The 26,813-nt window shown below is 65.4% G+C and carries 28 protein-coding genes and 1 tRNA gene; 14 read left to right on the top strand and 15 right to left on the bottom strand.

The genetic code is table 11. The features are described from left to right. Window positions 1–9 precede the first annotated feature (9 nt). Entirely contained in the window at window positions 10–2,229 is a 2,220-nt protein-coding gene (gene uvrB, locus FDT80_RS15015) for an excinuclease ABC subunit UvrB (RefSeq protein WP_138663129.1), read from the bottom strand. 168 nt (window positions 2,230–2,397) lie between these two features. On the opposite strand from uvrB, the gene FDT80_RS15020 reads away from it, so the two are divergent. The 3 genes from FDT80_RS15020 to FDT80_RS15030 all read left to right on the top strand — a co-directional run bounded on the left by FDT80_RS15020 (window position 2,398) and on the right by FDT80_RS15030 (window position 3,796). Continuing rightward, complete coding sequence (locus FDT80_RS15020; RefSeq protein WP_138663130.1) at window positions 2,398–2,709, top strand: ETC complex I subunit; 312 nt, start codon at window positions 2,398–2,400, stop codon at window positions 2,707–2,709. 234 nt (window positions 2,710–2,943) lie between these two features. Further along, window positions 2,944–3,020 (top strand) — tRNA-Arg (locus FDT80_RS15025). A gap of 206 nt (window positions 3,021–3,226) precedes the next feature. Then, on the top strand, window positions 3,227–3,796 hold the full coding sequence (locus tag FDT80_RS15030; protein WP_138663131.1) for a Crp/Fnr family transcriptional regulator: 570 nt from the start codon (window positions 3,227–3,229) through the stop codon (window positions 3,794–3,796). A gap of 45 nt (window positions 3,797–3,841) precedes the next feature. On the opposite strand, the gene FDT80_RS15035 is transcribed toward FDT80_RS15030, so the two are convergent. From FDT80_RS15035 to FDT80_RS15055, 5 genes are read right to left on the bottom strand one after another with little or no spacing between them, the layout of a single operon-like run. After that, entirely contained in the window at window positions 3,842–4,267 is a 426-nt protein-coding gene (locus FDT80_RS15035) for a c-type cytochrome (RefSeq protein ID WP_138663132.1), read from the bottom strand. Next, window positions 4,264–5,562 (bottom strand): multicopper oxidase family protein, encoded by a 1,299-nt coding sequence (locus tag FDT80_RS15040; protein ID WP_138663133.1) that lies wholly within the window; start codon window positions 5,560–5,562, stop codon window positions 4,264–4,266. Before FDT80_RS15040 ends, FDT80_RS15035 begins: the two co-directional genes overlap by 4 nt. Before the next feature lie 8 nt (window positions 5,563–5,570). Continuing rightward, window positions 5,571–6,419 carry a copper resistance D family protein gene (locus tag FDT80_RS15045; protein ID WP_138663134.1) on the bottom strand — a complete coding sequence of 283 codons (849 nt, stop codon included), beginning with the start codon at window positions 6,417–6,419 and terminating at the stop codon, window positions 5,571–5,573. Window positions 6,420–6,422: 3 nt separating this feature from the next. Then, window positions 6,423–6,764 (bottom strand): copper resistance CopC family protein, encoded by a 342-nt coding sequence (locus FDT80_RS15050; RefSeq protein WP_138663135.1) that lies wholly within the window; start codon window positions 6,762–6,764, stop codon window positions 6,423–6,425. 21 nt (window positions 6,765–6,785) lie between these two features. Beyond that, entirely contained in the window at window positions 6,786–7,220 is a 435-nt protein-coding gene (locus tag FDT80_RS15055; protein WP_138663136.1) for a c-type cytochrome, read from the bottom strand. A gap of 356 nt (window positions 7,221–7,576) precedes the next feature. Between FDT80_RS15055 and FDT80_RS15060 the strand changes: the two genes are divergently transcribed. From FDT80_RS15060 to FDT80_RS15080, 5 genes are read left to right on the top strand one after another with little or no spacing between them, the layout of a single operon-like run. After that, the gene (locus tag FDT80_RS15060; protein ID WP_212733864.1) at window positions 7,577–9,034 is read left to right on the top strand and encodes an amidase; all 1,458 of its coding nucleotides are present in this window, start codon (window positions 7,577–7,579) and stop codon (window positions 9,032–9,034) included. A gap of 36 nt (window positions 9,035–9,070) precedes the next feature. Continuing rightward, window positions 9,071–10,138, top strand: coding sequence for an ABC transporter ATP-binding protein (locus FDT80_RS15065; protein ID WP_138663138.1), 1,068 nt, complete (start codon window positions 9,071–9,073; stop codon window positions 10,136–10,138). Continuing rightward, window positions 10,138–11,040, top strand: coding sequence for an ABC transporter permease (locus tag FDT80_RS15070; RefSeq protein WP_138663139.1), 903 nt, complete (start codon window positions 10,138–10,140; stop codon window positions 11,038–11,040). Before FDT80_RS15065 ends, FDT80_RS15070 begins: the two co-directional genes overlap by 1 nt. Then, complete coding sequence (locus FDT80_RS15075) at window positions 11,033–11,839, top strand: ABC transporter permease (protein WP_212733865.1); 807 nt, start codon at window positions 11,033–11,035, stop codon at window positions 11,837–11,839. The genes FDT80_RS15070 and FDT80_RS15075 overlap by 8 nt, the downstream gene beginning before the upstream one ends. 30 nt (window positions 11,840–11,869) lie before the next feature. Next, window positions 11,870–12,895: an ABC transporter substrate-binding protein gene (locus FDT80_RS15080; RefSeq protein ID WP_138663141.1), complete on the top strand. Its 1,026-nt coding sequence runs from the start codon at window positions 11,870–11,872 to the stop codon at window positions 12,893–12,895. Window positions 12,896–13,066: 171 nt separating this feature from the next. Here the strand turns inward: FDT80_RS15080 and FDT80_RS15085 are convergent, their stop codons facing one another. After that, on the bottom strand, window positions 13,067–14,098 hold the full coding sequence (locus FDT80_RS15085; protein WP_138663142.1) for a histone deacetylase family protein: 1,032 nt from the start codon (window positions 14,096–14,098) through the stop codon (window positions 13,067–13,069). Between the two features lie 222 nt (window positions 14,099–14,320). On the opposite strand from FDT80_RS15085, the gene FDT80_RS15090 reads away from it, so the two are divergent. Together FDT80_RS15090 and pssA are read left to right on the top strand one after the other, a co-directional pair. Beyond that, complete coding sequence (locus FDT80_RS15090; protein ID WP_138663143.1) at window positions 14,321–15,007, top strand: phosphatidylserine decarboxylase; 687 nt, start codon at window positions 14,321–14,323, stop codon at window positions 15,005–15,007. Then, window positions 15,008–15,727: a CDP-diacylglycerol--serine O-phosphatidyltransferase gene (gene pssA, locus FDT80_RS15095; RefSeq protein ID WP_138663144.1), complete on the top strand. Its 720-nt coding sequence runs from the start codon at window positions 15,008–15,010 to the stop codon at window positions 15,725–15,727. It abuts the gene before it with no gap. On the opposite strand, the gene FDT80_RS15100 is transcribed toward pssA, so the two are convergent. Next, window positions 15,724–16,578: a universal stress protein gene (locus FDT80_RS15100; RefSeq protein WP_170311887.1), complete on the bottom strand. Its 855-nt coding sequence runs from the start codon at window positions 16,576–16,578 to the stop codon at window positions 15,724–15,726. The two genes, pssA and FDT80_RS15100, sit on opposite strands and share 4 nt — an antisense overlap. Window positions 16,579–16,707: 129 nt before the next feature. Between FDT80_RS15100 and FDT80_RS15105 the strand changes: the two genes are divergently transcribed. Together FDT80_RS15105 and FDT80_RS15110 are read left to right on the top strand one after the other, a co-directional pair. After that, a complete protein-coding gene (locus FDT80_RS15105) occupies window positions 16,708–17,727 on the top strand; it encodes a DnaJ C-terminal domain-containing protein (protein ID WP_138663146.1) in 1,020 nt (339 codons plus the stop codon). Between the two features lie 4 nt (window positions 17,728–17,731). Beyond that, window positions 17,732–18,058: a chaperone modulator CbpM gene (locus FDT80_RS15110; protein ID WP_138663147.1), complete on the top strand. Its 327-nt coding sequence runs from the start codon at window positions 17,732–17,734 to the stop codon at window positions 18,056–18,058. Window positions 18,059–18,075: 17 nt separating this feature from the next. Here FDT80_RS15110 and FDT80_RS15115 read toward each other — a convergent pair whose 3' ends face one another. After that, window positions 18,076–18,729 carry a DUF2238 domain-containing protein gene (locus tag FDT80_RS15115; RefSeq protein ID WP_246039974.1) on the bottom strand — a complete coding sequence of 218 codons (654 nt, stop codon included), beginning with the start codon at window positions 18,727–18,729 and terminating at the stop codon, window positions 18,076–18,078. 54 nt (window positions 18,730–18,783) lie between these two features. Here FDT80_RS15115 and FDT80_RS15120 point away from each other — a divergent pair, with 54 nt between their 5' ends. Further along, on the top strand, window positions 18,784–19,494 hold the full coding sequence (locus FDT80_RS15120; protein WP_138663148.1) for an endonuclease/exonuclease/phosphatase family protein: 711 nt from the start codon (window positions 18,784–18,786) through the stop codon (window positions 19,492–19,494). Here FDT80_RS15120 and FDT80_RS15125 read toward each other — a convergent pair. Genes FDT80_RS15125 through FDT80_RS15150 form a run of 6 tightly spaced genes read right to left on the bottom strand, consistent with a single transcriptional unit; the run spans window position 19,491 to window position 25,348 of the window. After that, entirely contained in the window at window positions 19,491–20,339 is an 849-nt protein-coding gene (locus FDT80_RS15125) for a universal stress protein (protein ID WP_170311888.1), read from the bottom strand. The genes FDT80_RS15120 and FDT80_RS15125 overlap by 4 nt on opposite strands. Continuing rightward, a complete protein-coding gene (locus FDT80_RS15130) occupies window positions 20,336–21,142 on the bottom strand; it encodes a hypothetical protein (RefSeq protein WP_138663150.1) in 807 nt (268 codons plus the stop codon). The genes FDT80_RS15125 and FDT80_RS15130 overlap by 4 nt, the downstream gene beginning before the upstream one ends. Further along, on the bottom strand, window positions 21,139–23,598 hold the full coding sequence (locus FDT80_RS15135) for a Lon protease family protein (RefSeq protein ID WP_138663151.1): 2,460 nt from the start codon (window positions 23,596–23,598) through the stop codon (window positions 21,139–21,141). The genes FDT80_RS15130 and FDT80_RS15135 overlap by 4 nt, the downstream gene beginning before the upstream one ends. Window positions 23,599–23,636: 38 nt before the next feature. After that, entirely contained in the window at window positions 23,637–23,957 is a 321-nt protein-coding gene (locus FDT80_RS15140) for a TraR/DksA family transcriptional regulator (protein WP_138663152.1), read from the bottom strand. A 38-nt stretch (window positions 23,958–23,995) separates the two neighbouring features. Then, entirely contained in the window at window positions 23,996–24,835 is an 840-nt protein-coding gene (locus FDT80_RS15145; RefSeq protein ID WP_170311889.1) for a universal stress protein, read from the bottom strand. Window positions 24,836–24,871: 36 nt separating this feature from the next. After that, on the bottom strand, window positions 24,872–25,348 hold the full coding sequence (locus FDT80_RS15150) for an Hsp20/alpha crystallin family protein (RefSeq protein ID WP_138663154.1): 477 nt from the start codon (window positions 25,346–25,348) through the stop codon (window positions 24,872–24,874). 229 nt (window positions 25,349–25,577) lie between these two features. On the opposite strand from FDT80_RS15150, the gene FDT80_RS15155 reads away from it, so the two are divergent. Beyond that, the gene (locus FDT80_RS15155; RefSeq protein ID WP_138663155.1) at window positions 25,578–26,765 is read left to right on the top strand and encodes a DUF8173 domain-containing protein; all 1,188 of its coding nucleotides are present in this window, start codon (window positions 25,578–25,580) and stop codon (window positions 26,763–26,765) included. Window positions 26,766–26,813 lie beyond the last annotated feature (48 nt).

The following is a 26,813-nucleotide window of genomic DNA, read 5'->3' on the forward strand; positions in this document are numbered from 1 at the left end:
CCGCACGCCCTATCTCTTGCCGCGCCGCTTGACCCCGCCGCGCATGCCGCCGCGGCCCATCGTGCTGCGGCCGCCGGCCTTTTGCGCGTCGTCCACGGCCTTGTCCACCGCATATTGCCGCGCCATCGGGTCGTCGGCAATGGCCAGATCGACCGCTTCGAGCCGTTTCACCTCGTCGCGCAGGCGCGCGGCCTCTTCGAATTCAAGGTTCTCGGCGGCCTTGCGCATGTCGGTGCGCAAGCCTTCCAGCACCGTCTGAAGGTTGCCGCCCGCAAGTGGATTGTCGATCTTGGCGGTGACGCGGTTCATGTCCACGTCGCCCTTGTAGAGCCCCTTCATCACGTCATCGACGTTTTTCTTGATTGTCGTCGGCGTGATACCGTGTTCCTCGTTATAGGCGATCTGCTTGGCGCGGCGGCGGTCGGTTTCGGCCAGCGCGCGCTCCATCGACCCGGTGATCCGGTCGGCGTACATGATGACCCGCCCTTCGGCGTTGCGCGCCGCGCGCCCGATGGTCTGGATCAGCGATGTCTCTGACCGCAGGAAGCCTTCCTTGTCGGCGTCCAGAATGGCCACCAGCCCACATTCGGGAATATCCAGCCCCTCGCGCAGCAGGTTGATCCCGATCAGCACGTCGAACGCGCCCAGCCGCAGGTCGCGCAGGATCTCGATCCGTTCGATCGTGTCGATGTCGGAGTGCATGTAGCGCACGCGAATGCCCTGTTCGTGCATGTATTCGGTCAGGTCCTCGGCCATCCGCTTGGTCAGGGTGGTGCACAGCGTGCGCATCCCCTGATCGGCCACCTTGCGCACCTCGTCGAGCAGATCGTCGACCTGCATTTCGACCGGGCGGATTTCGACCTGCGGGTCCAGCAGGCCGGTGGGGCGGATCACCTGTTCGGTGAACACGCCGCCTGTCTGCTCGATCTCCCAGGCCGCCGGCGTGGCGCTGACAAACACCGACTGCGGGCGCATCGCGTCCCATTCCTCGAATTTCAGCGGGCGGTTGTCCATGCACGACGGCAGGCGGAACCCGTGTTCGGCCAAGGTGAATTTGCGCCGGTAGTCGCCTTTGTACATGCCGCCGATCTGCGGCACGCTGACGTGGCTTTCGTCGGCGAACACGATGGCGTTGTCGGGGATGAATTCGAACAGGGTGGGGGGCGGCTCGCCCGGTGCGCGGCCCGTCAGGTAGCGCGAGTAATTCTCGATCCCGTTGCAGACGCCCGTCGCCTCCAGCATCTCGATGTCGAAGTTGCAGCGCTGCTCGAGCCGCTGCGCCTCCAGCAGCTTGCCCTCCGCCACCAGTTGATCCAGCCGCATCCGCAGCTCTTTCTTGATGCCGATGATGGCCTGGTTCATCGTCGGCTTGGGGGTCACGTAGTGGCTGTTGGCATAGACGCGGATCTGGTCGAAGCTGCCGGTCTTCTCGCCCGTCAGGGGGTCGAACTCCGTGATGCTCTCCAAGTCCTCGCCAAAGAACGACAACCGCCACGCGCGGTCCTCAAGGTGGGCGGGAAAGATTTCGAGGCTGTCGCCGCGCACCCGGAAACTGCCGCGCTGGAATGCCGCGTCGTTGCGCTTGTAGGCCTGCGCGATCAGGTCCGCCATCACCTGCCGCTGGTCATAGGTGCTGCCGACCTTCAGATCCTGCGTCATTGCTCCATAGGTTTCCACCGACCCGATGCCGTAGATGCACGACACCGACGCCACGATGATCACATCGTCCCGCTCCAAAAGCGCGCGGGTGGCGGAGTGGCGCATCCGGTCGATCTGTTCGTTGATCTGGCTTTCCTTCTCGATGAAGGTGTCCGAGCGCGCGACATAGGCCTCGGGCTGGTAATAATCGTAATAGCTGACGAAGTATTCCACCGCGTTTTCGGGAAAGAACCCCTTGAATTCGCCATATAGCTGCGCCGCAAGCGTCTTGTTGGGCGCAAGGATGATGGCCGGGCGCTGGGTTTCCTCGATCACCTTGGCCATGGTGAAGGTCTTGCCGGTGCCGGTGGCGCCCAAAAGCACCTGATCGCGCTCGCCCGACCGCACGCCTTCCGACAATTCCCTGATCGCCGTGGGCTGGTCGCCCGCGGGCGCGTATTCGGTGTTCATCACAAAGGTCTTGCCGCCCTCGAGCTTGGGGCGGCTGCGCACGTCGGGCGCGGGGTTGGCAAGCACCGCCTGCGTCTCTGGCTTGCGTTCGGGCAGGCTGTCGGAATGGGCGTAGGCCATTGGGGGCTCCTTCGTGGTGTGCTTTAGGTGATGCATCCGGCGCGAGGATCAAGACCCGAGCCGCATCTTACCGCAGGCACGTGGCGTGCTCCACAGCGACAAAACGCATCTTGCCCCGCAGCGCCAAACATCCGATACACGAGGCATCGGACAGACAGGAGCCCGCCCATGCGTGCACGCATCTATCAGCCCGCCCGGACCGCAATGTCATCGGGCACGGCCAAGACCCACCATTGGGTTCTGGAATTCTCGCCGGAGTCACCGCGCGAGGTCGATCCGCTGATGGGCTGGACGTCGTCGGATGATACGCAGGCCCAGGTCAGGCTGCGCTTTGACACCAAGCAGGCGGCGGTGGACTACGCCCGCGAGCATGGCATCGACGCGCAGGTGCAGGAGCCGAAAAAGCGCAAGCCCAACATCCGCCCCGGCGGCTACGGCGAGAATTTCGCCACCGGCCGCCGCGGGGCATGGACGCACTAGGGCAAGGCTTCGTCCGGCGGGGGGGCCGCACGCTCGCAGGACGTGTTGCCGCGCCGCGTGTTCAAGGCCCCATCGGACATGACCGCGGCGTATCGAGTGCGCCGATGCGCAGCGCTTGGTGGCCATGCCTGCACGGCGCGAACGATCTTTCCGCAGGCCGCCGTCAGCCCGGAAAACCCCGGCATGACGTGTCTTGCCCAAAAGGAACCGACCGTTTACAGGTCGCGTGGGGATGCTCCCTTAGCTCAACTGGATAGAGCAGTCGACTTCTAATCGACAGGTTGAGGGTTCGAGTCCTTCAGGGAGCGCCACATTTAAGAATCCCCATTGATTTATCACGGTCTTTTGTCGATCTATCGACGCTCGGGGGCGCTCGTTTCCAGGGTGCGCGATGTGTTCGCGCCGCCGGGAATACGTATCTGATCGGCGGCGCGGTTTCGCGGCCGGTCGTCGGCTTGCGCGTCGGACGTCATAGTCCTTTCACTGGGCGGGCCGTCTGCCGTATGGTCCCGATCATATGCAACACGATCCCTTTCACAGGCTTCCAGCCGATGCCGTTACGGTGCTGCCGGTCGGGCAGGGTGCCGTGATCTTTCGTCAGGGCGATCGCGCCACCGGCCTTTTCAGGGTGATCCGGGGCTCCGTCGTTTTGCGGCGCGCGACCGCAACCGGCGCGCCCGTGGTCCTGCATCGCGCCACCACCGGTCAGCTTTTTGCCGAAGCCTCGGTGTTTTCGGCGGAGTATCATTGCGACGCCGTCTGCACCCAGGACGGCGATGTCGCGCGGATCGACAAGGCCGCTGTCGCGCAAGCGCTACGCGCGGACCCGGATTTCGCGGAAAGCTTTGCCCGCCTGCTGGCCGTGCAGGTGCAGCAATACCGCCAGATCCTTGAATTGATGTCGATCCAGTCGGCAAGGGACCGGGTGTTGTCGGCTGTGCATTCGGGGCTTTTGAGCGGATCGGTGGTGGAATTTTCGGCCCGCATCGGATTGACGCACGAGGCCTGCTACCGCGCCCTACGGCGTCTGGTGGACGAGGGGCGACTGGTCAAGACGGCACGCGGCCGCTACGGGCCAAAGCCATAGGCCCCTGCGCGGTCAGGCGCGCGGTTGCCGATCCTGCGCCGGGGGTCAGTGGGGCGGGGTCCGGTCGGCCTGTGCCTTTTGTATGTGCTCGGGCCAGGTGGACCGGATATAGGCAAGGATGGTCCAGATCTCGTCCTCGGCAAGCTGTCCTTCAAAGCCGGGCATGCCGCTGTTGAACCCGTCGATGCCGCGCTGCGCCAACGCCTTGCGCCCGCCAAGCGCGGTGTAGTCGAACAACAGTTGGTTGTCGTGGTGCCAGGTGTGGCCCGTCTCGTCATGCGGCGGTGCGGGCAGGACGCCGTTTTCGTCCGGCGACCGCCAGTCCGGCTGACCTTCCAGATCCGCGCCGTGACAGGATGCACAGTTCCGGTCATAAAGCGTCTGACCGAGCGCGATGTCCCGGCCTGCAAGCTCATGCTCCGCCGATACCGCGGTGGCGCTGGCCAGAAGGGCGCCCAACAGCAGCCTCATGTCACTTCGACCCATGTCTTCATGCCCGCGGCCTGATGGCTGAGCATGTGACAATGCAGCATCCACCGCCCCGGATTGTCGAACACGCAGAGGATATCGCGCGTCTCGCCCGCCGCAACGAGGGAGGTATCGCGCAGATCGCCTGGATCGCCTTCGGGGGTCAGTTCGTGAAAATGGTGGCCGTGCAGGTGGATGCCATGCGGAAAGCGGGTGTCGTTGACCAGGCTGATCCGGGCGGTTTCGCCTTGGGAAAATGACGCGAAAGGTTCGGGCCGCATGCCGGACAGGCCGTTGAACGACCATATGTCGTCACCCCCGTGACGGCCCCCCATCGCACCGCCCGACATGGTCAGCGTCAGCCTTTGCGCGGGCGTGGACGGCGTCGCCACCCGGTTCGGGGCCAGCGCGGCGATGGTCGTGCCCCGTGGCGTCACCTCGCCCGACAGGTCCAGATCACCCAACCGGTAGTCGCCCTGGCGCGTCGCCATGTCGAGTCTGACAGGGCCGGTCACATCGGCAATGATATCGACCCGCTGCGCCGGGGCCAGCACGATGTCGGCCATCGCGCGCGGCGCGGGCACGGGCATCCCGTCCAGCGCGACGACCCGCCCGTCCAGCCCGCCCAGGACAAGCGGAAAGATGCGGTCGGTCGCGCCGTTGATGATCCGCAGGCGGATGCGCTGCCCTGTGGCGACACGCGTCTGCGACAGAAAGGCCTTGGCATAATTACCCATGCGCCCGCCGTGGGCCATGTCATGCATGTTTCCGAAATCGTCCAGCAGGGTGCCGTCTTCGTCCAGCCGCCAGTCGGCCAGAAGGGCCACGATGTCGTGGTCCACGTCGGGCGGGGTGCTGTCCTCGACGATCAGCGGCCCCATCATCCCGCGCGCCACCTGCTCGTGCGACAAGTGGTGCGAATGATACCAATAGGTGCCCGCGTCGGGGGCGACAAAGCCATAGTCGAACGCCTCTCCCGGCGCGACCGGATCCTGCGTCAGGCCGGGCACGCCGTCCATCGGGTTGGGCAGCCTGATGCCGTGCCAGTGTACCGCCGATCCCTGCTGCAGGCGGTTCTCGAAGGCCACGCTCAGCCGTTCACCCTGGCCGACGCGCACTTCGGGGCCGGGCACGGACCCGTTGAACCCAAGCAGTTGGGTCGGGCCGTTGCCCGGCGGCAAAAGAACCTGCTGCACCGGTTGCGCGATCAGCCGCGTCTGTGCCGCCCCCGCACCAAAGCTCGCCCGCGGGATCAGGGTGGTGGCCAGCATGGCCGCGATGAAATCTCGTCTGTGCATGGTGCCTCTCAGGTTGGCAGGCTAAGCGAAGTCGTCAATACGGCCGTGGCCAGAAGAATCGCGCAGACGACGGCCCATTCCAGGGTGATCGACGTCGCCAGATGCGCCGCCGCCCGTTCGTCGCCGCGCATCAGGGCAGGCGCGAACCGCAGCTTGTTGGCCGCCGCAAGTCCCAGCAGCAGGGCGACGAGCCCGACTTTGGCAAGCAGCGACTGCCCATAGCCCGTCCCGACAAGCGCATCCACCGATCCGACCAGATAATAGGACAATGTCCCCCCGGCAACGATCAGCGCGGGCACCACGAGGCTGGCGATCCGACCGAACAGGTGGCTGACGTCGGCGGCCCGGGGCAGATCCATGCGCGTCGTCACCAGCCGCCTGAGCGGTGCAAGGATTCCGATCCAGAAGGCGACGGCCGCGAGGTGAAATATCAGCACCGCGTCCAAGGCAAGGTCATCGCGGGCCGCGATATGGCCCACGTGATTGAACGACCACACCGCAAGCCCGGCCCCGACCACGGCGACCCAAATCCCGACCTGCCCGAGACATGCGCCCAGCACGATCAGCCCGAGCCCGGCAATCCGGTAGCCAAGCGCCACGCCCGGCGAGGTGTCCCACAAGAGGCCCAGCATCTCGGGGTCGGTCATTCCGGAGGCATCGCCGGTCAGCGCGGCGCCTTTGAGTGCGAACGACAGACCCGCCGCCACCAGACCCGTCAGTGCAAAGCCCACCGCCAGACCGCGATACCGATCGAGCCGGAACAGCGCCGCGCAAAGCATCACGCCCGCCGCGGCCAGAACGCCGAGATACAGCGCGAACTGCGTCGCGACGGTCGCCACGTCCCAAAGATCCGGCATCGGCTATTCGACCGTAAAGCCGAAACGCCCGGTCAGCGGGTGACCATCGTCGCCAAGGCCGCGCCACTCGATCACGTAGGTGCCCGGGCCCATGCCCTCCAGCGGCAGCGCGAAACCGGTGGCGAAACTTGTCTGATCGCCCAGGTCCAGATCGACAGGATCGTGATCGGCATGGGTCGCCTGCACCCGCGTCAGTCGGATGTCGCGCATGAAGGTCATCGTCACCTCGGTCGGCACGGCGCCCGCGACGGCCCCGTCGGCGGGCGTTGTCGCCTTGAGCGGGGAATGCGCAAGCACTCCGGTAGCCAAAAGGCTTAATGCAGCCGCGAGAAAATGGTGTTTCATCGTGTAAGTCCCGTCATGTTTTCAGTTGATTCCGTTGGCGCGTTGCAGTTCGCGAATATAGGTGATGATGGTGGCGACGTCCGCGCGCGTCACGCCCTCGACCGGCGGCATGTTGCCGAACGGCCAGTGATGGGCCCGCACACCCTGCGCCGCCGCCATCTGAAAGCTTTCGTCGCCGTGGTGGCCGGGTTCATAGATGACATGCACCAGCGGCGGGGCGATCCCGTCCTGTCCGGCGGCATTGTTCCCGTGACAGGCGGCGCATTTGGCCTCGAACGCCCGCTGCCCGAGGACGGCCTCTTCCGACAGGGTATCGGGCAGCGTCACATCCGCAAGGGGGCCGCCTTGCACCGCGTCCCCCTCCGCCCCGTTCAGGACGGGGGCGGGCGTCGGCCACAGGGCATAGGCCAGCCCGATGGCCACGACGACGACGCCTGCAATTCCCGATGCCTTCATGATTCCCTCGTTTTCCGGTCGTTTCGCGGTATCGTTACACTTTCCAGCAGGGGGAAGGTCAAACGCAAGACCATCACAGCTTTGCGAGGGCCGGAGGGCGGCCCCGACGACCGCCGTGCGCGCGCGTCACGCGCCCGGAGCGGCGCTGACCCGTTGTCGTTGCTTCGGGGATCGGCGGTTCTCGGGCCATAACGTCCTCGACAGTCCGAACGCGGCGGATATTGTGGCCGCATTGATCGCCTTGGCCGGACCGGGCCGTTTTTCGCGAACGGACATCGGGCCCGCCCGACGCGATCGCACACCGCATGACAACCGCCCGGCGCCCAAAGGCCGACCGTGCGGGGAAAAGGATGACGATGCTGACCCTTGATGACCGCGACGCGACAGGCTGGGCCGAGGCCGTGAGATCGGGCGAGGTCACCCCCGACGCCCTGCTGGATGCCGCGCTTGCCCGCGTGGCGGCGGTGAACCCCGCGTTGAACGCCGTGGTGCTGATGCAAGAGGACCGCGCCCGCGCCGCCATCGCCGCCGGGCTGCCCGACGGACCCTTTCGCGGCGTGCCGTTTCTGATCAAGGATCTGGGCGCGGAAGCAAGGGATTTCCCGTCACACAACGGATCGAACCTGACGCGCGACACACGGTATTCCTACGACAGCGAAATCTTTGCGCGGATGCGCGCCACCGGCATGGTGACATTTGGCCGAACCCCCTCGCCCGAGGGCGGCATCGGCCCTGTCACCGAAAGCACGGTCTATGGCGCGCCGGTGCGCAACCCGTGGAATACCGACCACACCCCCGGCGGGTCGTCGGGCGGGGCGGGGGCGGCGGTGGCGGCCGGCATCGTGCCGATGGCGCATGGATCGGACGGCGGCGGATCGGTGCGGATCCCCGCGTCAAGCTCGGGGCTCTTCGGGTTCAAGGCGACGCGCGCACGCTTTCCCGACGGACCCGCCGCCGGCGAAGGCTGGGCCGGCATGGCGATCGACGGGTTCCTGTCGCGCACCGTCCGCGACAGCGCGACGATGATGGATGCCTGCGCGGGGCCGGACCTGGGCGCGCCCTATGTCGCGCCGCCCCTTGGCGCGGGATATGCCGCCGCGATCACGCAGACGCCCGCGCGCCTGCGCATCGGGGTCTGCGACACGCGCTTTACCGGAGAGGCGATACACCCGGACTGCGCGCAGGGCGTGCGCAACACCGCCGCCCTGCTCGAAGGACTTGGCCACCACGTCGCGCCCGCGCGTCCGCAGGCCGACCACCATGGCATGATGCGCGCCTGGACCAGGATCGTCGCCTGCGGCACCGCGCTCAGCATCACCGCGACGCTCAAGGCCAAGGGCCGCGACCTGCGCCAGGGCGATATCGAAGGCGTGTCGCGCGGTGCCATGGCCTTTGCCAGCGGCATTTCGGGCGCGGACTATCTGGCGGCGGTGGGCAAGGTCCACGCCTACGGGCGCGAAATGGCCGCGGCCTTTGCCGATTACGACATCCTGCTGTCATCGACCCTGGCCGAGCCGCCCGCCCGCATCGGCAGGTTCGACCACAGCAGCGAGGATTACGAAGCCTACCGCGTCGGCCCCGAGGGCGTGTTCGCCTATTCGCCCTTCTGCGCCACCTTCAACGCCAGCGGCCAGCCCGCCGCGTCGTTGCCGATGCACTGGACCGACGGCGGTCTGCCCGTGGGCGTTCACCTGGCCGCGCCCTTCGGCCATGACGAGGTCCTGATCGCGCTCTGCGCGGAACTTGAGCAGGCGCAGCCGTGGTTCAACCGCCGCCCGCCCATGATTGCCGATCTGCTTGCCAAACCGGGATGACGCGCCCATCGTAAGACATTGAAAAGGGGATCCCAGGTGACCGACACGCCCGCCGTCGAGGCCCGCAACACCGTCAAGACCTATGGCGTCGGCGCCTCAGCCGTCAACGCGCTGGACGATGTGTCCATCACCATCGCAAAGGGCGAATTCTTTACCCTTCTGGGGCCCTCGGGCTGCGGCAAGACAACGCTGCTGCGCTGCATCGCGGGGTTCGAGACGCCGACCTCCGGCGCGATCCTGCTGTCGGGGCGCGACATCACCGCGACCCCGCCCAACGCGCGGCCCGTCAACACGGTGTTCCAGTCCTACGCGCTGTTTCCGCATCTGACGGTGGCCGCCAACATCGCCTTCGGCCTGCAGATGCTGGGCAAATCCAGGGCCGAGGTCGCGCAGACCGTCGAGCGTGTTCTGGCGCTGGTCCGGCTGGAGAGTTTCGCCGACCGCCTGCCGCAGCAGTTGTCTGGCGGCCAGCAGCAGCGCGTGGCCCTGGCGCGCGCGCTGGCGCCCGCGCCGCAGGTTCTGCTGCTGGACGAGCCGCTGTCGGCGCTGGATCTGAAACTGCGCAAGGAAATGCAAAGCGAACTGAAGCGCCTGCAGACCGAGACCGGGATCACCTTTGTCTTTGTCACCCACGATCAGGAAGAGGCGCTGACCATGTCCAACCGCATCGGTGTGATGTCGGCGGGCAGGCTTTTGCAGGTGGGCACCCCGCGCGAGATCTACGATCGGCCGCGGAACCGTTTTGTCGCGGATTTTATCGGCGAAACGAATTTCCTGGTGGGCACGGTGGTGCCGGGCGGTGTGCGCCTGGCCACCGGCGACACGCTGGCCGTGCCGCTGAACGGCCATTCGGGCGAGGTGACGCTGACCGTGCGCCCCGAACAGATCCGCATCGCGGCCGATGGCACGGGCGGCACGATCCCCGCGCGCGTGACGCAGACGACCTATTTCGGGACCGATACGCATTATCACCTGCAACTGGGCGACGGCAGCGCACTGGTCGCGCGGCTGCAATCGCGGGCCGGCGGCGATGATGCCCATGCACAGGGCGACGCCGTGGGCGTACAGATCGACGCCGGCACCCTGCAGGTTCTGGGGGAGTGATGCGCGCAAAGACACACCGGCGCAGCAAGGGGCTGAACGGCTGGCTGCTGTCGCTGCCGGCGTTGGTGCTGCTGCTGATCGCGGCCAGTGGCCCGCTGCTGATCGTGGTGATCTATTCCTTTCTGGAGCCGGGCGATTATTCCGGGGTGCGCTGGACGTTTTCGACCGATGCGTGGTTCCGCATCCTGTTCCAGCGCGACATCTTTGACGGCACGGTCAGCCTTGCCGACGCCAACCTGTCAATCTTCTGGCGGTCGGTGAAACTGTCGCTGGCCACCACGCTGATCGCCTTTGTGCTTGGCCTTCCGACGGCGTGGTTCATCGCCACGCGCACCCCTGCCGCGCGCGCCGTCTGGCTGTTCCTGATCACCATCCCCTTCTGGACCAACCTGCTGATCCGCACCTTCGCCATCATGGAGGTCATTCGCAATCAGGGTCTGATGAACACCGCGCTGATCAACCTCGGCCTGATCGAGACACCCATTCAGGTGCTCTATACCGATACCGCGGTGCTGATCGGGATGGCCTATGTCTATCTTCCGCTGATGGTGTTGCCACTCTTTGCCGCCATCGACCGCTTCGATTTCAAGCTGATCGAGGCGGGCTACGATCTCTACGCCTCTCGCATGGGGGTGTTGCGGCGCGTTGTGCTGCCGATCATCCGGCCGGGCATCGTGGCGGGCTGCATCCTGGTGTTCGTGCCCAGCCTTGGCGCCTACGTGACGCCGCGCGTTCTGGGCGGGGGCAAGAACATGATGATCGGCAACTTCATCGAATTGCAGTTCGGGCAGGGCCAGAACTGGCCGCTGGGCTCGGCCCTGTCGATGGTGTTGCTGATCGTGGTGTTGGCCGCACTGCTGATCTATACGCGGGTGTCGTCGCGGGATGATCCGAATGGCTAGGCGGCGATCCTTCGACGTGACCCGCCTGCCGGGCTTCACCGCAATCGCGATCCTGGCCTTCGTGCTGCTTTACGCGCCGATCGTGACGCTGGTGATATATTCCTTCAACGGATCAAGCTCGGTCAACCTCTGGGGCGGGTTTTCGCTGCAATGGTATCGCATCGCGTTCGAGAACGAGGCGGTGCAGAGTGCCGCGGTGCGGTCGTTCGTGATCGCCGCCAGCGCGTCGATGATCGCCACGACCGTGGCCACGCTGGCGGCGCTGGGCACCACGCGGCGCGGCAAGTTTCCCGGCCAGACCATCATCTACGTGATGATCAACCAACCCCTGATGGTGCCCGAAATCGTCACCGCCGTGGCGCTGCTGATCTTTTTCGCCTCGATCAAGATCGCCACCGGCTATACCGGGCTGGGCTACCTGATCCTGGCCCATTCCGCGTTTTGCGTGCCCTTCGCCTATCTGCCGATCCGTGCGCGGCTCGAAGGGATGGACAGCGCGATGGAAACCGCCGCAGCCGACCTTTATGCCAGCCCGGTACAGACCTTTCGCCACATCACGCTGCCCCTGTTGATGCCGGGGGTACTGGCGGGTGCGATGCTGGCCTTCGTCATTTCGCTGGATGATGTTATCATCACGGAATTCGTGAAATCCGCGGGGCAGGATACGTTGCCCACCTATATGCTGGGCCAGTTGCGCCGCGCGCTCACTCCCGAGGTCAACGCGATTTCGACCGTACTTCTGGCGGTGACCATCGTGATCCTGACCGCCTTTTTCCTGATGACCAGAAAGCGGGATTGACCCGCGATTTTTCAAACCAAGGAGAGACCGATGAAGACCGTATTGCTTGCGACAACCGCCCTGCTGGCGGGCGCGTTTGGCGCTGCCGCCGATGGGCAACTGAACCTGTACAACTGGGGCAACTACACCTCGCCCGAACTGATCGAGAAATTCACCGCCGAAACCGGGATCGAGGTGACGATCACCGACTACGACAGCAATACGACCGCCCTGGCCAAGGTCGAAGCCGGCGGATCGGGCTTTGACCTGGTGGTGCCCTCGGCCAATTATGTGCCGGTCTTCGTGGAAAAGGGCCTGCTGGCGCCGCTGGACAAGTCCAGGCTGTCCAACTTCGACAACATCGCCGCCGACTGGAAGGACGTCGCCTGGGACCCCAACCGCGATTACACGATCCCCTGGCAGTGGGGCACGACCGGCGTGGCGGTGAACACCTCCGTCTATGACGGCGATATCAACACCTCCGAGATCTTCCTCAATCCGCCGGCGGAACTGGTGGGCAAGGTCAACGTGGTGCCGGAAATGAACGACGTGATCGCGCTCACGATCTTCAACGTCGGCGGCGACGCCTGTACCGAGGACCTGGAGGTGCTCAGAAAGGTGCGCGACAAGCTGATGGCGGCAAAGGACAGCTGGATCTCGATGGATTACGGCACCACCGACAAGCTCAGCTCGAATGACCTTGTGGCGACGGTGAACTGGAATGGATCCACGATGCGCGCGCGGCTCAATAACGCGGACGTGGCCTATGGCTATCCAAAGGAAGGCTACCCGCTGTGGATGGACAGCGTCGGCCTGCTGGCCGATGCGCAAAACGTCGACGAAGCCTACAAGTTCCTCGACTTCATCATGATCCCCGAGAATGCCGCGCTGATCTCGACCTTTGCACGCTACGCCAACGGCATCGCCGGGTCGGACGCGTTCATGCCCGAAGAGATGAAGACCGCGCCGGAAATCGTGATTCCCGCGGAATTCGCGGCGGCGGGCAGGTTCCTGCCCACCTGTCCGCAAAAGGCGACCGAGCTTTATACCGCGATCTGGACGGAACTGCGCAAGTAATCGGCCACTACCAGAAGGCGCGGCTGCGCCGCACGACATGCCCCGCGCATTCATAGGTGAATGCGCGGGAAGTTTGCCTCCGGCGGGGATATTTCGGAACAAGAGAAGCAGGGTGATCTAGCCCTTCTCTTGTTCTGAAATATCCTGGGGTTTGGGGCAAAGCCCCAAGTGTCACCTGCCGAGAAACCCTTCGAGGACATTGACCGTGTTGATGCCCACCGCTTCGATCGCGTAACCGCCCTCCATCACATGCACCGTGGGCAGGTCCATGCGCCCGATCCGCGCCCCGGCATCGGTGAAATCGTCGCTGTCGAGTTTGAAAAAGCTGATCGGGTCGTCCCTGTAGGCGTCCACGCCCAGGGACACGACCAATGCCTCCGCCCCCCAGCCGGCGATCCGGGCGATGGCGCTGTCCAGTGCCTCGGACCAGGTCGAATAGGGGGTGCCCGGGGGCATCGGCAGGTTCAGGTTGGCGCCTTCGCCCGCGCCGCGCCCGGTTTCGTCCGCATAGCCGATGTAATAGGGATAGGTGTCTTGCGGTGCGCCATGCAGCGACGCGAACGGCACGTCCCCCCGGTCGTAAAAGATATCTTGCGTACCATTGCCGTGATGGAAATCGATATCGAGGATGGCCACCCGTGCCGCGCCGCCGTCCCGCAGCATCTGGGCCGCCACGGCGGCGTTGTTGAGAAAGCAGTACCCGCCGTATTGATCGCGGGTGGCGTGGTGCCCCGGCGGGCGGCACAGCGCGAAGGCGCTGCGTGCCCCGCCTATCACCTGCCGCACGGCGGCCTGCGCGCTGGCCATGGACGATTGCGCGGCGGCCCATGTGCCCGCCGTCATCGCGGTTTCAGAGGCGTGGCAGTAGTAGCCGACCTTGCCATCGATGAAATCCGGCACACGGTCCATGTGCATGCCGCGTGCCGGCACGTTGGCCGCTATGATCTCGCCCGCCATGCCGGCGGCTTTCCAGTCGGCCCACGCGGTTTCCAGAAACCGCAGGTAGCCCGGATCCAGCAGGGTCTGAACCGGGTCCATGTCCACCGGTCCCGGATCCTCTATAGCGCCAAGGCCGCGGCTGATCAGCCGGTTGCGGATGTATTCGACGCGGCTCGGGCGCTCGAACGGGGTGACGAATTCGCCGCCCGACAATTCCGCCTGCGGGAAATGCAGGCGGTGATCTTCGCTGAAAAAGGTCTTCATGGATCAAAGGGTCCCGACGGCTGGTGGCTGGATCGTCGCAGCGTTGCACGGATTTGCCCCTGTCGCAAAGCGTGTCCTTTGGCGGCTGCGCGCGGCGGAAAGAAGTTCCGTCGTTGCGTCATTCCCTGCTATGGCAGGTCCTGCGGGCCCTCGCGGCGCTTTCCATCGCACCGCAAAACCACTAGAGGGCAGGGACCAGTTTTCAAAGGGACACCAGCAGCCATGCGTATGCGCGACACGTTTCTGAAACCCATGCACCCGGAAGGCCGTAAATTCGTGGCCATCTTCGCCGCGATCACGCTGGTGTTGTTCCTGATCGCCGATGTCCTGGGGTGGATCGGTGTCGGACTGACGATCTGGTGCTACTACTTCTTTCGCGATCCCCAACGGGTCACGCCGAAACGCGAAGGGCTGATCGTCAGCCCGGCGGACGGCATCGTGTCGTTGATCGAACGTGCCGTTCCGCCGATCGAGCTTGGGGTCGAGGACAAGCCGCTGACCCGCGTGAGCGTGTTCATGAGCGTCTTCAACTGCCACATCAACCGCGCGCCCGTCGGCGGCGAGGTGACTGCGGTCGCCTATCGCCCCGGCAAGTTCTTCAATGCCTCGCTCGACAAGGCCAGCGCGGACAACGAACGCAACAGCCTGTGCATCCGGATGGATGACGGCCGGTCGCTGATCGTGACGCAGATCGCCGGGCTGGTGGCGCGGCGGATCGTCTGCTTTACCCGCGCCGGCGCGCAGTTGCAGACCGCAGAGCGGTTCGGCCTCATCCGGTTCGGCTCCCGGTTGGATGTGTATCTGCCCGAGGGCGTGGAGCCGATGGTCGAGATCGGCCAGACCATGATCGCGGGCGAAACGGTGCTTGCCGATCTGACCGTCTCCGCGCCCGCGCAGGCTGCACCGTAAATGAGCAAGCCCAAGAGCGAGATCTCGATCATTCAGCTGTTGCCCAACATGCTGACCGTCACCGCCATCTGCGCGGGTCTGACGGCGATCCGCTACGGCGTGGCGGGCAACTACGTGCTGGCGGTACAGCTGATCCTGGCGGCCTGCGTGCTGGATGGTCTGGACGGTCGGCTGGCACGGGCGCTGGCCAGCGATTCCAGCATGGGCGCCGAACTTGATTCGCTTGCCGACTTTCTGAATTTCGGGGTCGCGCCGCCGCTGGTGCTCTATTTCTGGGCGTTGCAGGATGTTCACCGGCTGGGCTGGATGGCGGTGCTGGTGTTTGCCGTCTGCTGCGTCGTCCGCCTGGCGCGGTTCAACGTCAGCGCCAAGTCCGACGACCCCGTCACCACCGGTGAATTCTTTACCGGAGTGCCGTCGCCCGCCGGGGCGTTGCTGGTGCTGATGCCGATGTTCGCCGCCTTCGCCTTTCAGGGCGCGGTGATCGTGCCGCCCGTGGTCTTGTGCTTCTACATGGCTGGCGTGGGCCTGCTGCTGATCAGCCGCATACCCACCTGGTCCTTCAAGACCACGCGCATATCGCGCGAGAACGTGAAATACTTTCTCGTGGCCTTTGCACTGGTCGGCACTGCTGTGTTGACCTATGCGTGGATCACGCTTCTGGCGCTGGGTTTCGCCTATGTGATCGTCGTGATCTGGGCGCTGATCGCACGGCGCTAATGCGCCATCAGCACGGGCAGTCCGGTTTGCTGTATCATCGACCGGGTGGTGCCGCCGAACACCGCCTCGCGCATGCGGGCGTGACCGTAGGCGCCCATCACGATCAGATCGGCCCCGGTTTCCTGCGCGCGGTCCTGAATGCAGGCGCCGATCTCCTTGCCGCCGCTGGGGTATTGCTGGACGGTCACCGTACAGCCGTGGTGCGACAGCCATTTGGCAAGGTCCGACCCGGGGTTTTCGCCGTCCCGAAGTTCGGTCATGACAGGATCGAAGCAAGCCACCGTGACCTGTTCCGCCGCCAGCAGCGTCGGCAAGGCGGCGTGCACCGCGCGGGCTGACGGAAGGCTGGTGTTCCACGCAAGAAAGACGTTGCGCGGGAGGAACGAACCATTCGGCGCCATGCCATTGATCACGGCGCCGATGGGCGACGCGAACAACACGCCGCGCAACGCGTGGTCGAACACCGCCGGTGCCGCGCGCAGATCGGGCCCGACATACGCAAGATCGCAGATCTTGGCGCGCCGCCCCACGGCGTCATCCATGGCCGGCGGTTCGCAATAGACCGTGCTGACATCGCCGGATGCGCCATGTGTCTCCAGCAAGGCTTCGATCTCCTCGCCCTTCTGCTTGAGGGCCTCGCCGCCTTCGGCATATTGCTCCTGCCAGACGTCCGACACGGCGATGACGCCGTAATGCGGCGATCCGTAGGAGGCGGCCGGAAACGGCGGGGACGCACCCACGAGCATCATCGCCAAATGCGCGGACACCTCGCGCGCGCGCTCCATCAGGGGGCCAAGCTGCTCTGCGGTGCAGTCCGGGCCGATCAGTGCCAAAACGCTTTGATTGTCCATTGTCGCATCCTCTGGATTGGGCTGCCTCAAGGCGTAACCCATTGGATAAAGGGCCACCTTGAGATGGATCAAATCGCGTCGCGCTGCGTCCGCGTAGGGTTCACCGCAACAGGGCCGGGGATGGCTGCAATGGACTACAAGGATTATTACAAGATACTGGGAGTCGCCCGCGACGCGTCGCAGGACGACATCAAGCGCGCGCACCGCAAACTGACCCGCAAATACCACCCCGACATCAACAAGGAGCCGGAGGCCGAAGCCAGGTTCAAGGACGTGGGCGAAGCCTACGAGGTGCTCAAGGATCCCGAAAAGCGCGCCGCCTACGACCAGCTGGGCCAGAACTGGCAGCAGGGAGAGCAATTCCGCGCACCGCCCGAATGGGACCGCGACTTCTCGTTTTCCGGCGGCGGGTTCTCGGATGCGGATTCGTCGGTGTTTTCGGATTTCTTCGAAAGCCTGTTCGGGCGCGGCGCGCGTGCGGGCGGCGGTGCCGCGCGCAGGACCGGGGCCGATTGGGCGCGTCAGGGTGCGGGCGCTGGACCGTTTCGGTCGACCGGTCAGGATCAGCAGGCCCGCGTGACCATCGACCTGGAGGACGCGATCCAGGGCGCATCGCGCACCCTGACGCTGGGTATGCAGGAGGTGGACCGCGCAGGCCGCGTGCGCACCCGCGACCGCACGATCGCGGTGCGTATCCCCAAGGGCGTCACCGAGGGTCAGCTCATCCGCCTCAAGGGGCAGGGCCAGCCCGGTCTGGGCGGCGGTCCCGCGGGCGATCTCTACCTCGAAGTGGCCTTTGCCCCGCATCCGCATTTCCGGGTCGAGGGGCGCGACATCTATCTCGATCTGCCCGTCACCCCGTGGGAGGCGGCGCTGGGCGGCAAGGTCAAGATGCCCACACCGGGCGGCACCGTCGATATCACGATCCCCGCCAATGCACGTTCGGGCCAGAAACTGCGGCTCAAGGGGCGGGGCATTCCCGGTCCGGGCGGCGGCAAGGCGGGTCACTTGATCGTGGTGCTGACCATCGTCAACCCCCCCGTCAAGACCGAAGAGGCGCGTGCGCTCTATCGCCGGATGGCGCAGGAACTGGCTTTTGACCCACGCGCGAAACTGATGCGCGACATGGCTGGCAAAGTGAAAGGCTGACGCGATGAAAAAGATCTGCCCCAGCGCGATCGAGGCCGAGGTCGTCGAGACCGTCACCTTGACGCAGCTCAGCCGAAGCTGCGCCGTGCCGGCGGACCGCATTCTGGACCTGGTCGAGCACGGGATCCTGGAACCGGCCGAGGGCGCGCCGCGCAGTGGCGCGGACTGGCGGTTCCACGCCGTCAGCCTGACGCGCGCCACCGCCGCGTTGCGGCTCAGCCGGGATCTGGGCGTGAACCTCCGGGGTGTGGCGCTGATCCTCGATCTTCTTGACGACCGCGACCGTCTGGCACGACGCCTGCACCGCTACGAAGCCGGCATGCGCCGCTGACGGCGCCCCGGCGGGCATCACTTGCGCAGCCGTTCCTTGGATTTCCGATACAGCTTGCGGTTCATCTCGACGAATTGGCGAATGGTATGGCCCAAGATGCCGCTGACCTGCCCCTTGAGGTAGAAATATCCCGATACCGCGGCCAAAAGCGCGCCGACAGCGTTGATCATCAGATCGCCCATCGTATCGACCAGCCCGGATTTCTGCATGTTGAGACCAAAGCCGACGTCCATGCCGAATTCGAAGATTTCCCAGATCGCGCCCACGGTCATCGCAAAGCAAAAGGTGATCAGCGCCAGCGCGACGGGCGGCGCCGCCAGCCTGTCGCCTTCGAACAACATGAACACGAACAGGAAACCGATGATCCCGAAGCCCACGGCGGACGACCCGTGCAGCGCCAGGTCCCACCACCAGAAGCGTTCGTAGAAATCGAACGCCTCGCCCATGAAGATGGTGGCGAAGACGAAGCCGGTGATCGCCGCCAGAAACGGCAGCGGCAGCCTGATCTGGAACCTCGAAGCCAGAACCACGGGAATGAGCGACAACACCAGCGTGGCCAGAGAGACGAAGGCCATCGTCCAGCGGCCCACGCCAAGCGCCACCAGAACGGCCAGCACCAACAATAGCCATATTGCCTTTATCATCGGGTTCTGATCGGTCAGCGACAACACGAAATGCGCTCCTTGCGTGGTGGAATGGCGGGTCTGTCTTCCTACATATAAGCCATGACTCCGGAAAAAACCCCCGACGCGTTGCGATTTGCCAGCTACAACATCCGCAAGACCAAGGGTCTTGACCGCCGGTTCGACCCGGCGCGCACCGTGTCGGTGATCAACGCGCTCGATGCCGACATCGTGGCCCTGCAAGAGGTCGATCACCGGCTGGGGGACCGTCCGGCAGCGCTGCAATGCGCCCTGATCGAAGCGGAGACGGATTTCAAGGTGGTGCCCTTTGCGCGCAACGCGGTCAGCCTGGGGTGGCATGGCAATGCCGTTCTGGTGCGCAAGGCGATGCAACTGGGCGAGATCGGCCATGTGGACCTGCCGGGGCTGGAGCCGCGCGGTGCGGTCAGCGTTGATCTGATCCATCCGTATGCGCTGCGCGTCATCGCCACGCATCTGGGCCTGACGCGCTATCACCGCCGCCGCCAGTTGCGCACCATCCTGCACCGCGTGCATACCGATGTCCCCACCATCATCCTGGGCGATTTCAACGAATGGTCCGACCGGCGCGGGCTCGAGCCGCTGGCCGGGCAGTTCGACGTTCACGCGCCGGGCCGGTCGTTTCACGCGGCACGGCCGATCGCGGCGCTGGACCGGATCGCGTTGTCGCCGGGCCTGCGGCTGGAAACCGGCGGCGTGTTGCAGACCCGCGACGCGCGCCGCGCCTCGGACCATCTGCCGGTCTGGGTCGATGTCGCGCAGGCCGCGTTCTAGCGCAGCGGCGCCACCAGAACGTCGCAGGGCGGAAACGACAGAAGTTTTTCCGCGGTACTGCCGATGATCGCTTCGGCGATCCACGCGCGGCTGTGCGCGCCGACCGCCACCAGTTCGGAATGCAGCCTGTGCGCCTCGTCGGTCAGCACCTTGGCGGGGTCGCCTTCGCGCGCCGTCACGCCGGTGCCCCGGTGCGGGGCGTCCAGCGTCGCCACGAATTCCCACATCCGGGTGTGTATCTCGGTCTCGATCAGCTTCTTGTCCTGTGCGGGCGTGACGCGCCGGGCCTGCCTGCGGCGGGCCAATGCGCCGAACGGAATGCGATAGCCGTGCACCAGCGTCAGCGGATGATCCCGCACGAGGGCCGCCGCGGCATTCGCCGCCCGGCGGGCGCAGTCAGAGAAATCGACGCCCACGATGGCCCGCGTGTAAGGGCCGCTCGGCGGTTCGCTCACCATCAGGACAGGGCGCGTACCGGTACAGGCGATCCGGTGCAGGGTGGACCCGCCGAACAACCCGGCGAGCCCGCGATCGCGGTGCAGACCGGCGACGATCAGATCGGCGTCACACTGATCCGCGGCGTCCAGAATGACATCCCAGGGCCGCCCAATTTCGATCAGGATCTGCGGTTTGGCCTCGCGCAGGCGCTGCGCGGCGTCGATCTGCTCCTGCAACGTCTCGCGCGCGTTCTGGTCACAGGCCTGTGCGATCCTCGGCGGCAGCCCGTCGTCGATGACATAGATCAGGTGCAGCGCCGCGCCCAGCTCGCCCGCCAACCGCGCGGCCCGGGCCACCCCCGCGTCGGATCGCTTTGACAGGTCGGTGGCCATGAGGATGGATTTCACCGAACCGCACCCCTGGGCGTGACCGGCGGAAACAGCGTGTCAAAGGGCAGCGCGGGGCGTTCGGACGCGGCACCGAGCACGACCACAGGGCATCGCGCGGCTTCGATCAACTGGCGCAGGTCGTCGTGGGTGCGCAGCGGCCCATGCGCCAGATCGACCACCACCGCCTGCACGTTGGTGCGGGTGATGCGGGCCAGCGCGGTTTCGAAGTCGCGCACGCGCAACGTCGTCTGGTGGCCGACCTCGGCCTGACCGCGCGGCGCGCCGCCGACGTCGATCGCAACCAGATCGGTGCGCAGATCATGCGCCAGCGTCGCCCCCAGACGCATCGCGGCGGCGCCGTCGGGGCGGTCGGGCCGCAGGACCAGAACCTGACCCGGCACCGCATGCACCCGCCGGTAGCCAAAGATCAGAACATCCCACGTCCGCGCCGCTTCGACCGCGCGGTCCACCAGGTCGCCGATCTGCTGTTCGAACGACCACCCGGCGCCGGGCGATCCGGCGATCTCGGCCAGGCGTTCGCGAAAGGCGCGGGCGTCCGCCGCCAGCAGACGCCGCACCTGGCCCAGCGTCGGCGCCATCGCGACCGCGCCGCTGGCCGACACGACAAAGCGGTTGGGTAGCCCGCAAATGGCGATCACCTCGTTTTGCTGCACCAGAAGCCCGCCAAGGTTTCCGGTTCCGCCCATGGCCACGTTGCGGGCCTGCACCAGCCGCCGGGCGATATGCAGCGCGCTGGCCGCATCGGCATAAGAGGTCGCGCCGACAAGGATCCGCGTGACGGTGGGCGCTGGATCGGTCATGTCTCCCGGTCCTCGTCGCCGTGGTGCTCGGTGTCGGCAAAGGCGCGCCGGGTCTGGGCGAACGCACGCAGGCGCGCCTCGACCAATGCATTGACGCTGTCCTTGGGAAAGCGTCCGTTGCGCCCGCGCCGCCCGGCGGGCCGGCCGGTCAATATCTCGATGCCCTCGTCGATGGTCCTGATCGGGATCACGCGAAACTCCTGACCGCGGCTGGCGGCGACCACATCGGCCCGCAGCATCAGGTGATCGACGTTGGAGGCCGGGATCAGCACGCCCTGTTGCCCCGTCAGTCGCCGTGCCTTGCAGGTGTCGAAAAACCCTTCGATCTTTTCGTTGACCCCGCCGATGGCCTGGACCTCGCCCATCTGGTTGACCGACCCCGTGACCGCCAGACCCTGCCGGATGGGCAGGCCCGACAGGGCCGACAGCAGCGCATAAAGCTCGGCCGAAGACGCGCTGTCGCCCTCGACGCCGGAATAGGATTGTTCGAACACGATGCTGGCATGCAGCGACATCGGCACATCCAGCGCATAGGTCGTCGCCAGATACCCGCCAAGGATCAGCACCCCCTTGGAATGCAGCGGCCCGCCAAGTTCGACCTCGCGTTCGATATCCACCAGCTTGCCGGTGCCCATCCGTGCCCGCGCCGTGATGCGCGACGGCCTGCCAAAGCGTTGCGTGCCCACGCCGATGACCGACAGGCCGTTGACCTGCCCCACGGCATGACCCGCGGTGTCGATCAGCAGCGTCTTGCGGGTAACGGCCTCCTGCATCCGGTCCTTGATGCGCGCGGCGCGGCGGTCGGCCTCGGCCACGGCGCGTTCGATATCCACCCGCGCAATCCGCTTCTGCCCGTCGTGTCGCGCGTAGTGATCCGCCTCGCGCATCACATCGGCCAGCGACCCAAGCTCCAGCGTGAACTTCTTCGCGTCATCGGCCAGCCGGACCGCGTGGTCCAAAAGCGCCGCCACCGCGTCGGCGCCCATCGGCAGCAGATCGTCGCGCAGGGCCTGCTTGCCGATCATCTGGGCGAATTGCCGGGTGGTCTTGGCCGACCGTGGCAACGCGTCCTCGAAATCCGCCTGCAGCTTGAACAGCTCGCAGAACTCCGGGTCCAGCATCGTCAGCAGCATGTGAAGCCTGCGGTCCCCGATCAGCACCACCCGCAGGTTCAACGGAATGGGATCCGGTTCCAGCGAAATGGTCGAGGTGATGTTGAGCCGTTCGGCCAGCGACGTGATCGTGATCTCGCCGGCCTGCAGGCACCGCTTGAGCGTGTCCCACGCAAAGGGTTCGGTCAGCACCCGGCGCGCATCGAGCACCAGGTATCCGCCATTGGCCCGGTGCAGCGCGCCCGGCTTGATCAGGGTGAAATTCGTGGCCAGCGTGCCCATCTCGGCGAAATATTCGATCCGGCCGGTCAGATTGTTGAGCGACGGCAGATCCTCGCGCACGATCGGGGCGTGTGGTGCGCGCACGCCGTCGTGCGACACCATGACGTTCACGGCATAGCGGTCAAACCGCCGTTCGCGGTGGTATTTGCGGATGGCCTCGGGAAAGGGCCCGGTCTTGTGATCGTTGCGGTTCTCTAGGAACAGTTCCGCGTTCGAGATCATGTCGCGCCGGACCTCCTCGAGGTAGGCGGCGATGGCGGGCAACCCGTCGAACGATCTGGCCACGTCGCCCACCCGCAACGACACCACACGCTCGGCCATCGACGCATGCAACTCCTCAAGCCGCTGACGATGCTCCTTTTCCAACTGCGGGCCCTGCCGCAGTATGCCGGCCAACTGCTCTTGCAGGGTTTCGATCTTACGGTCGATCTGCTGACGGGTGTCGGCGTCCATCGCCTCGTATTGGTCCGGCGTGATCGGTTTGCCGTCGACCACCGCGGCCAGCATGAACCCCGTGGGCGTGCGCAGCAACGTGACGTCCTGCGCCTTGGCCTGATCGGCGAACTCGGCCAGCGGAACTTCGTGGCGTTCGCCGAATTCCTGCTCGATCGCGCGGCGCTGGGTCTGGTAATCCTCGCTCTCGAACAAGGCCGGAATGTCGACCGCCAGATCGTTGACCAATTCCTGCATCGCGGTGCGTAGTCGCGTGGCCACACCGGGCGGCTGCGGTATCGCATGGGGCTTGTGGCCTGCATCGAAGTTGTTGACATAGACCCAATCGCTGGGCGTGGGCCGATGTTTCGCCGCCGCCTTCAACAGCGATGCGACCGCCCGATGGCGGCCCATGCCCTCGCGGCCCAGCACGTACAGATTGAAATCCTTGTGTCCGATCCGCGCCGACAGGGTGATCGCGTCGATCGCCCGCTCCTGCCCGATGAGCGCGCTGTCGCTGACAAGCTCAGAGGTGCTGTCGAACCCCATCGCCTGCGCGTCGCATTCGTTGCGCAGCGCCTGTGTCGGCAGGCCGGCCGGGATCTCGATCGTGCTCTGGCGTTTGTTCATGCGGTGGGGCCCCCATCCCCGGATGCGTGTTCCCTGGCTTAGCTGCGCCTTGCGCAGTCCCGGCACAGCGGCGCAAAGGGCACGGCGATCAGCCGCTCCTCCGCGATCTCGTTGCCGCAGATCTGGCAGATGCCATAGCTGCCGTCCTCGATCCGCTTCAGCGCCAGTTGCAGCAGGCGCATCTCGCGCTGGCCGGCCCGTCCGACGCCCTCCAGCACCTCGTCGTCCTCCAGCTCGATCGCCTGATCCTCCAGATCGCGGTCAGCGGGTTCGTCCAGTGCGTCCTCGATCGTCGCCAGCCGCCTGGACAGTTCGGTCATGCGCTGTTCAATGATCTGCTTGAATTTCTCGGTCTGCATCTTGGGCCTCCGGTTTGGGGGCGCCCGCAACGGGGCGGTCATTTGGAAAACAGGATCGGCAGGCGGGCCTTGGCCAGCAGATCGCGGGTGGCGGCGCCGATGACGAAATCATAGACCCAGGAGTGCCCGAACGCGCCCGTCGCGATCAGGTCCGCGCCGATTTCGAATGCATCGTGGTGCAGCGAGTCCATCACGCTCTTGCCGGCCCGTTCGCGGTGAATGACCCGCGCGGCATAGCCGTGGCGGGCATACATCTCGGCCAACTCGATCGTGGGATGATCGGTCAGTTCGTCGGTCTCCATATCGCCCACGTGCAACACGCCGATCTCGGCCTTGTCGCGCGCCACCAGCATCACGTCATGCGCCGCGCGCGTGGCCTCGCGGGTGCCGCTCCAGCCCATCAGAACCGTGTTGCCGATCTCGGGGCCGTCGTAGCCCAGCGGGATCATGATCACCGGGCGCCCGCTTTCGCGGATCAGCCGCTGCTGGATATGGCTCTGGTCGACACGGTCGTGTTGCTTGTCGGCCTGCGACAGCAGCACCAGATCCGCCGCCCGCGCGCTTTCGATCATGCGGTCCGCGGCACTGGCGCTTTCGGTTCGGACCAACCGCCATTCCGACACGAAATCCTCCGCACGGGTGTGGCGGTCGAACACGTCCTTGATTTCCTGCGCCTGGTTGTGCTGGCTCTTGTTGAATTCCGCAAAGGCGGGGCCGGGGATATGCATGGCGATGCCGGGATAGACCAGCAGCGCTTCGATGGTGTGCAACCCGATCAGATGCGCCCCGCAGGCGCGCGCCAAGGGCACGGCGGCGCGCATCAGCGTCTGTGCGTTGTCAGGGGTGGTCAGGCAGACAAGAAGTGTTTTCAAGTGCATCGTCTGCCCTTCCATTCATGTGCGAGGATCGCGGCCTCAGGCGTGAGCGATCTTGATCTTCTTCGTGGTCGCGGCGATTTCGGCGGGCTTCTTGATGTTCAGCGTCAGAACCCCGTCGGCAAAGGTCGCCTTGATGTCCTTGTCGTCGGGCGCAAAGCCCAGCGGCACCTGCCGGCGGAAACTTCCGTATTGCCGCTCGATCAGGTGATAGTTCTTTTCGGAGCGTTCGGATTCGGTTGATTTCTCACCCTTGAGAACCAGCGTATTGCCCGTCACGGACACGTCCAGATCGCTTTCCTTGACCCCGGGAATTTCGGCTGTGATCTCGATCGCGTCATCGGTTTCCGACACATCGAGTGCCGGCGTGACATCGGCCTTGATCAGCGGAGTGTCCAGCATCGACCCTTCGGTGAACCGATCGAAGGCGCGGTCGATCTCGTCGTGCAGTGACCGGAAAAACGGGTGCTGGAACGCTTTGCTGGCAAAGCTGGAAGGCAGCAGTTGACGGTTCATTTTCAGTCTCCTCAATGAGCTGTGAATGGGAATGTCATCGGTTTCAGCGTTCTAGCATTGCCCGCCTCGCACGAAATTGATCCGCGTCAAGATCCAAATGATCAAAGTACCTTAGACAGAAAGCGGCCCCGGATTTCGGCGGCTGGACGTGGCATTTCCTGCCCGTCCTTTTCTTTGTGTTGCCCAAATCCGAGTTCCAAAAAAGACATTGCCTGAAAGGATGACCGTCATGTTGCGATCCCTATGCCTTGCCGCGGCGACCGCCTGTGCGCTGGCCCTGCCGGGGGCGGCGGACACCGTGCGCCAGTCCAACGGCGGCGACACCTTCATCGCAGGATCCAGCCTGTCGGAAACCATCGATGCGCCCAATGATGTCTTCATCGCGGGCTCCGCGGTCACGCTCAAGGGGGCGGGGCAGGGCGATGTCCACGCAGCGGGGTTCGACGTCGACATAGAGGCACAGACCGGCGCCGATCTCTATGCGGCCGGGGCCACCGTGACGATGCGCGCGCCCGTGGGTCAGGATCTGACCGCGATGGGCATGTCCGTGCGCACCGCCGAGGCCGCGACCACCGGCGGAAATGCCCGCCTGATGGGGCGCAGCGTGACCATCGACGGCCCCGTCACCGGCGCGCTGACAGCGATGGGGTATGACGTCATCCTGAATTCCCGGATTACCGGTGACGCCTGGATCATCGCGGAAAACATCACCTACGGTCCCGATGCACGTATCGACGGCACCCTGCGCTATGCCATGCGCGCCGAAGCGCCGCCGCCCGAGCGCGTGATCGACGCCAGCCGCGTCACCTTCGAACGGATCACCCCATCCGAGGCGATGCGCGGCGCCCGCGGCGCCCCGTGGGAGGACATGGAATACCCGATGCTGCCCACCTTCATGACCCTGTTGGCCGCCTTTATCGTGACGGTGGCGTTCTTCGTGGTGGTGGGGGCGCTGTTTCTGGCCTTTCTGCCCAAACCCGTCGAACGGTTGCGCCGCTCGATCAGCGACCGTCCGGGGATGATGCTGCTTGGCGGTGTGATCGGGCTGGCCACGCTGCTGGGGCTGATCCCGATCACCGGGATGACCATCATCGGGCTGCCGTTCGTGCCGATCGTGGTGCTGGCCGCCATCGTGGCCTGGACATTGGGCTATGTTCTCGGGGCCTACGCGGTCGGCTTGCGGGTCTGGCAGGCGTTCGGAGCAAGCGAAACGCCGTCGCTGGCGGGGCGGCTCCTGGCGCTGACCCTGGCCGTGGTGGTGGTCGCCGCGCTGAACTTCATCCCCTTTGTCGGCTGGATCGCAAATTACACGCTGGTTCTGCTCGGAATAGGGGCGGTGACCAACATGCTGTTTGAATGGATGCTGGGCAACACCGGTCCTGCGCTCGACGTCGATATGCAACCCGTGGACCGCTGAGCCCGCCGCCCGCCCGCAAGCGTGCTCCGCCGTCACCGACACCAATGG

It is taken from the genome of Sulfitobacter sabulilitoris (assembly GCF_005887615.1).
Taxonomy (GTDB): Bacteria; Pseudomonadota; Alphaproteobacteria; order Rhodobacterales; family Rhodobacteraceae; genus Sulfitobacter_E; species Sulfitobacter_E sabulilitoris.

What these genes read in the sequence shown, in the direction of transcription:
- FDT80_RS15020 (WP_138663130.1), top strand. Translation starts at nt 2,398, where the DNA reads ATGCGTGCACGCATCTATCAGCCCGCCCGGACCGCAATGTCATCGGGC.
- FDT80_RS15130 (WP_138663150.1), bottom strand. Translation starts at nt 21,142, where the DNA reads ATGACCGATCCAGCGCCCACCGTCACGCGGATCCTTGTCGGCGCGACC.
- FDT80_RS15035 (WP_138663132.1), bottom strand. Translation starts at nt 4,267, where the DNA reads ATGAGGCTGCTGTTGGGCGCCCTTCTGGCCAGCGCCACCGCGGTATCG.
- FDT80_RS15100 (WP_170311887.1), bottom strand. Translation starts at nt 16,578, where the DNA reads ATGGACAATCAAAGCGTTTTGGCACTGATCGGCCCGGACTGCACCGCA.
- FDT80_RS15055 (WP_138663136.1), bottom strand. Translation starts at nt 7,220, where the DNA reads ATGAAGGCATCGGGAATTGCAGGCGTCGTCGTCGTGGCCATCGGGCTG.
- FDT80_RS15140 (WP_138663152.1), bottom strand. Translation starts at nt 23,957, where the DNA reads ATGCAGACCGAGAAATTCAAGCAGATCATTGAACAGCGCATGACCGAA.
- FDT80_RS15045 (WP_138663134.1), bottom strand. Translation starts at nt 6,419, where the DNA reads ATGCCGGATCTTTGGGACGTGGCGACCGTCGCGACGCAGTTCGCGCTG.
- FDT80_RS15060 (WP_212733864.1), top strand. Translation starts at nt 7,577, where the DNA reads ATGCTGACCCTTGATGACCGCGACGCGACAGGCTGGGCCGAGGCCGTG.
- FDT80_RS15145 (WP_170311889.1), bottom strand. Translation starts at nt 24,835, where the DNA reads ATGCACTTGAAAACACTTCTTGTCTGCCTGACCACCCCTGACAACGCA.
- pssA (WP_138663144.1), top strand. Translation starts at nt 15,008, where the DNA reads ATGAGCAAGCCCAAGAGCGAGATCTCGATCATTCAGCTGTTGCCCAAC.
- FDT80_RS15090 (WP_138663143.1), top strand. Translation starts at nt 14,321, where the DNA reads ATGCGTATGCGCGACACGTTTCTGAAACCCATGCACCCGGAAGGCCGT.
- FDT80_RS15110 (WP_138663147.1), top strand. Translation starts at nt 17,732, where the DNA reads ATGAAAAAGATCTGCCCCAGCGCGATCGAGGCCGAGGTCGTCGAGACC.
- FDT80_RS15150 (WP_138663154.1), bottom strand. Translation starts at nt 25,348, where the DNA reads ATGAACCGTCAACTGCTGCCTTCCAGCTTTGCCAGCAAAGCGTTCCAG.
- FDT80_RS15030 (WP_138663131.1), top strand. Translation starts at nt 3,227, where the DNA reads ATGCAACACGATCCCTTTCACAGGCTTCCAGCCGATGCCGTTACGGTG.
- uvrB (WP_138663129.1), bottom strand. Translation starts at nt 2,229, where the DNA reads ATGGCCTACGCCCATTCCGACAGCCTGCCCGAACGCAAGCCAGAGACG.
- FDT80_RS15070 (WP_138663139.1), top strand. Translation starts at nt 10,138, where the DNA reads ATGCGCGCAAAGACACACCGGCGCAGCAAGGGGCTGAACGGCTGGCTG.
- FDT80_RS15120 (WP_138663148.1), top strand. Translation starts at nt 18,784, where the DNA reads ATGACTCCGGAAAAAACCCCCGACGCGTTGCGATTTGCCAGCTACAAC.
- FDT80_RS15050 (WP_138663135.1), bottom strand. Translation starts at nt 6,764, where the DNA reads ATGAAACACCATTTTCTCGCGGCTGCATTAAGCCTTTTGGCTACCGGA.
- FDT80_RS15085 (WP_138663142.1), bottom strand. Translation starts at nt 14,098, where the DNA reads ATGAAGACCTTTTTCAGCGAAGATCACCGCCTGCATTTCCCGCAGGCG.
- FDT80_RS15040 (WP_138663133.1), bottom strand. Translation starts at nt 5,562, where the DNA reads ATGCACAGACGAGATTTCATCGCGGCCATGCTGGCCACCACCCTGATC.
- FDT80_RS15080 (WP_138663141.1), top strand. Translation starts at nt 11,870, where the DNA reads ATGAAGACCGTATTGCTTGCGACAACCGCCCTGCTGGCGGGCGCGTTT.
- FDT80_RS15135 (WP_138663151.1), bottom strand. Translation starts at nt 23,598, where the DNA reads ATGAACAAACGCCAGAGCACGATCGAGATCCCGGCCGGCCTGCCGACA.
- FDT80_RS15105 (WP_138663146.1), top strand. Translation starts at nt 16,708, where the DNA reads ATGGACTACAAGGATTATTACAAGATACTGGGAGTCGCCCGCGACGCG.
- FDT80_RS15075 (WP_212733865.1), top strand. Translation starts at nt 11,033, where the DNA reads ATGGCTAGGCGGCGATCCTTCGACGTGACCCGCCTGCCGGGCTTCACC.
- FDT80_RS15155 (WP_138663155.1), top strand. Translation starts at nt 25,578, where the DNA reads ATGTTGCGATCCCTATGCCTTGCCGCGGCGACCGCCTGTGCGCTGGCC.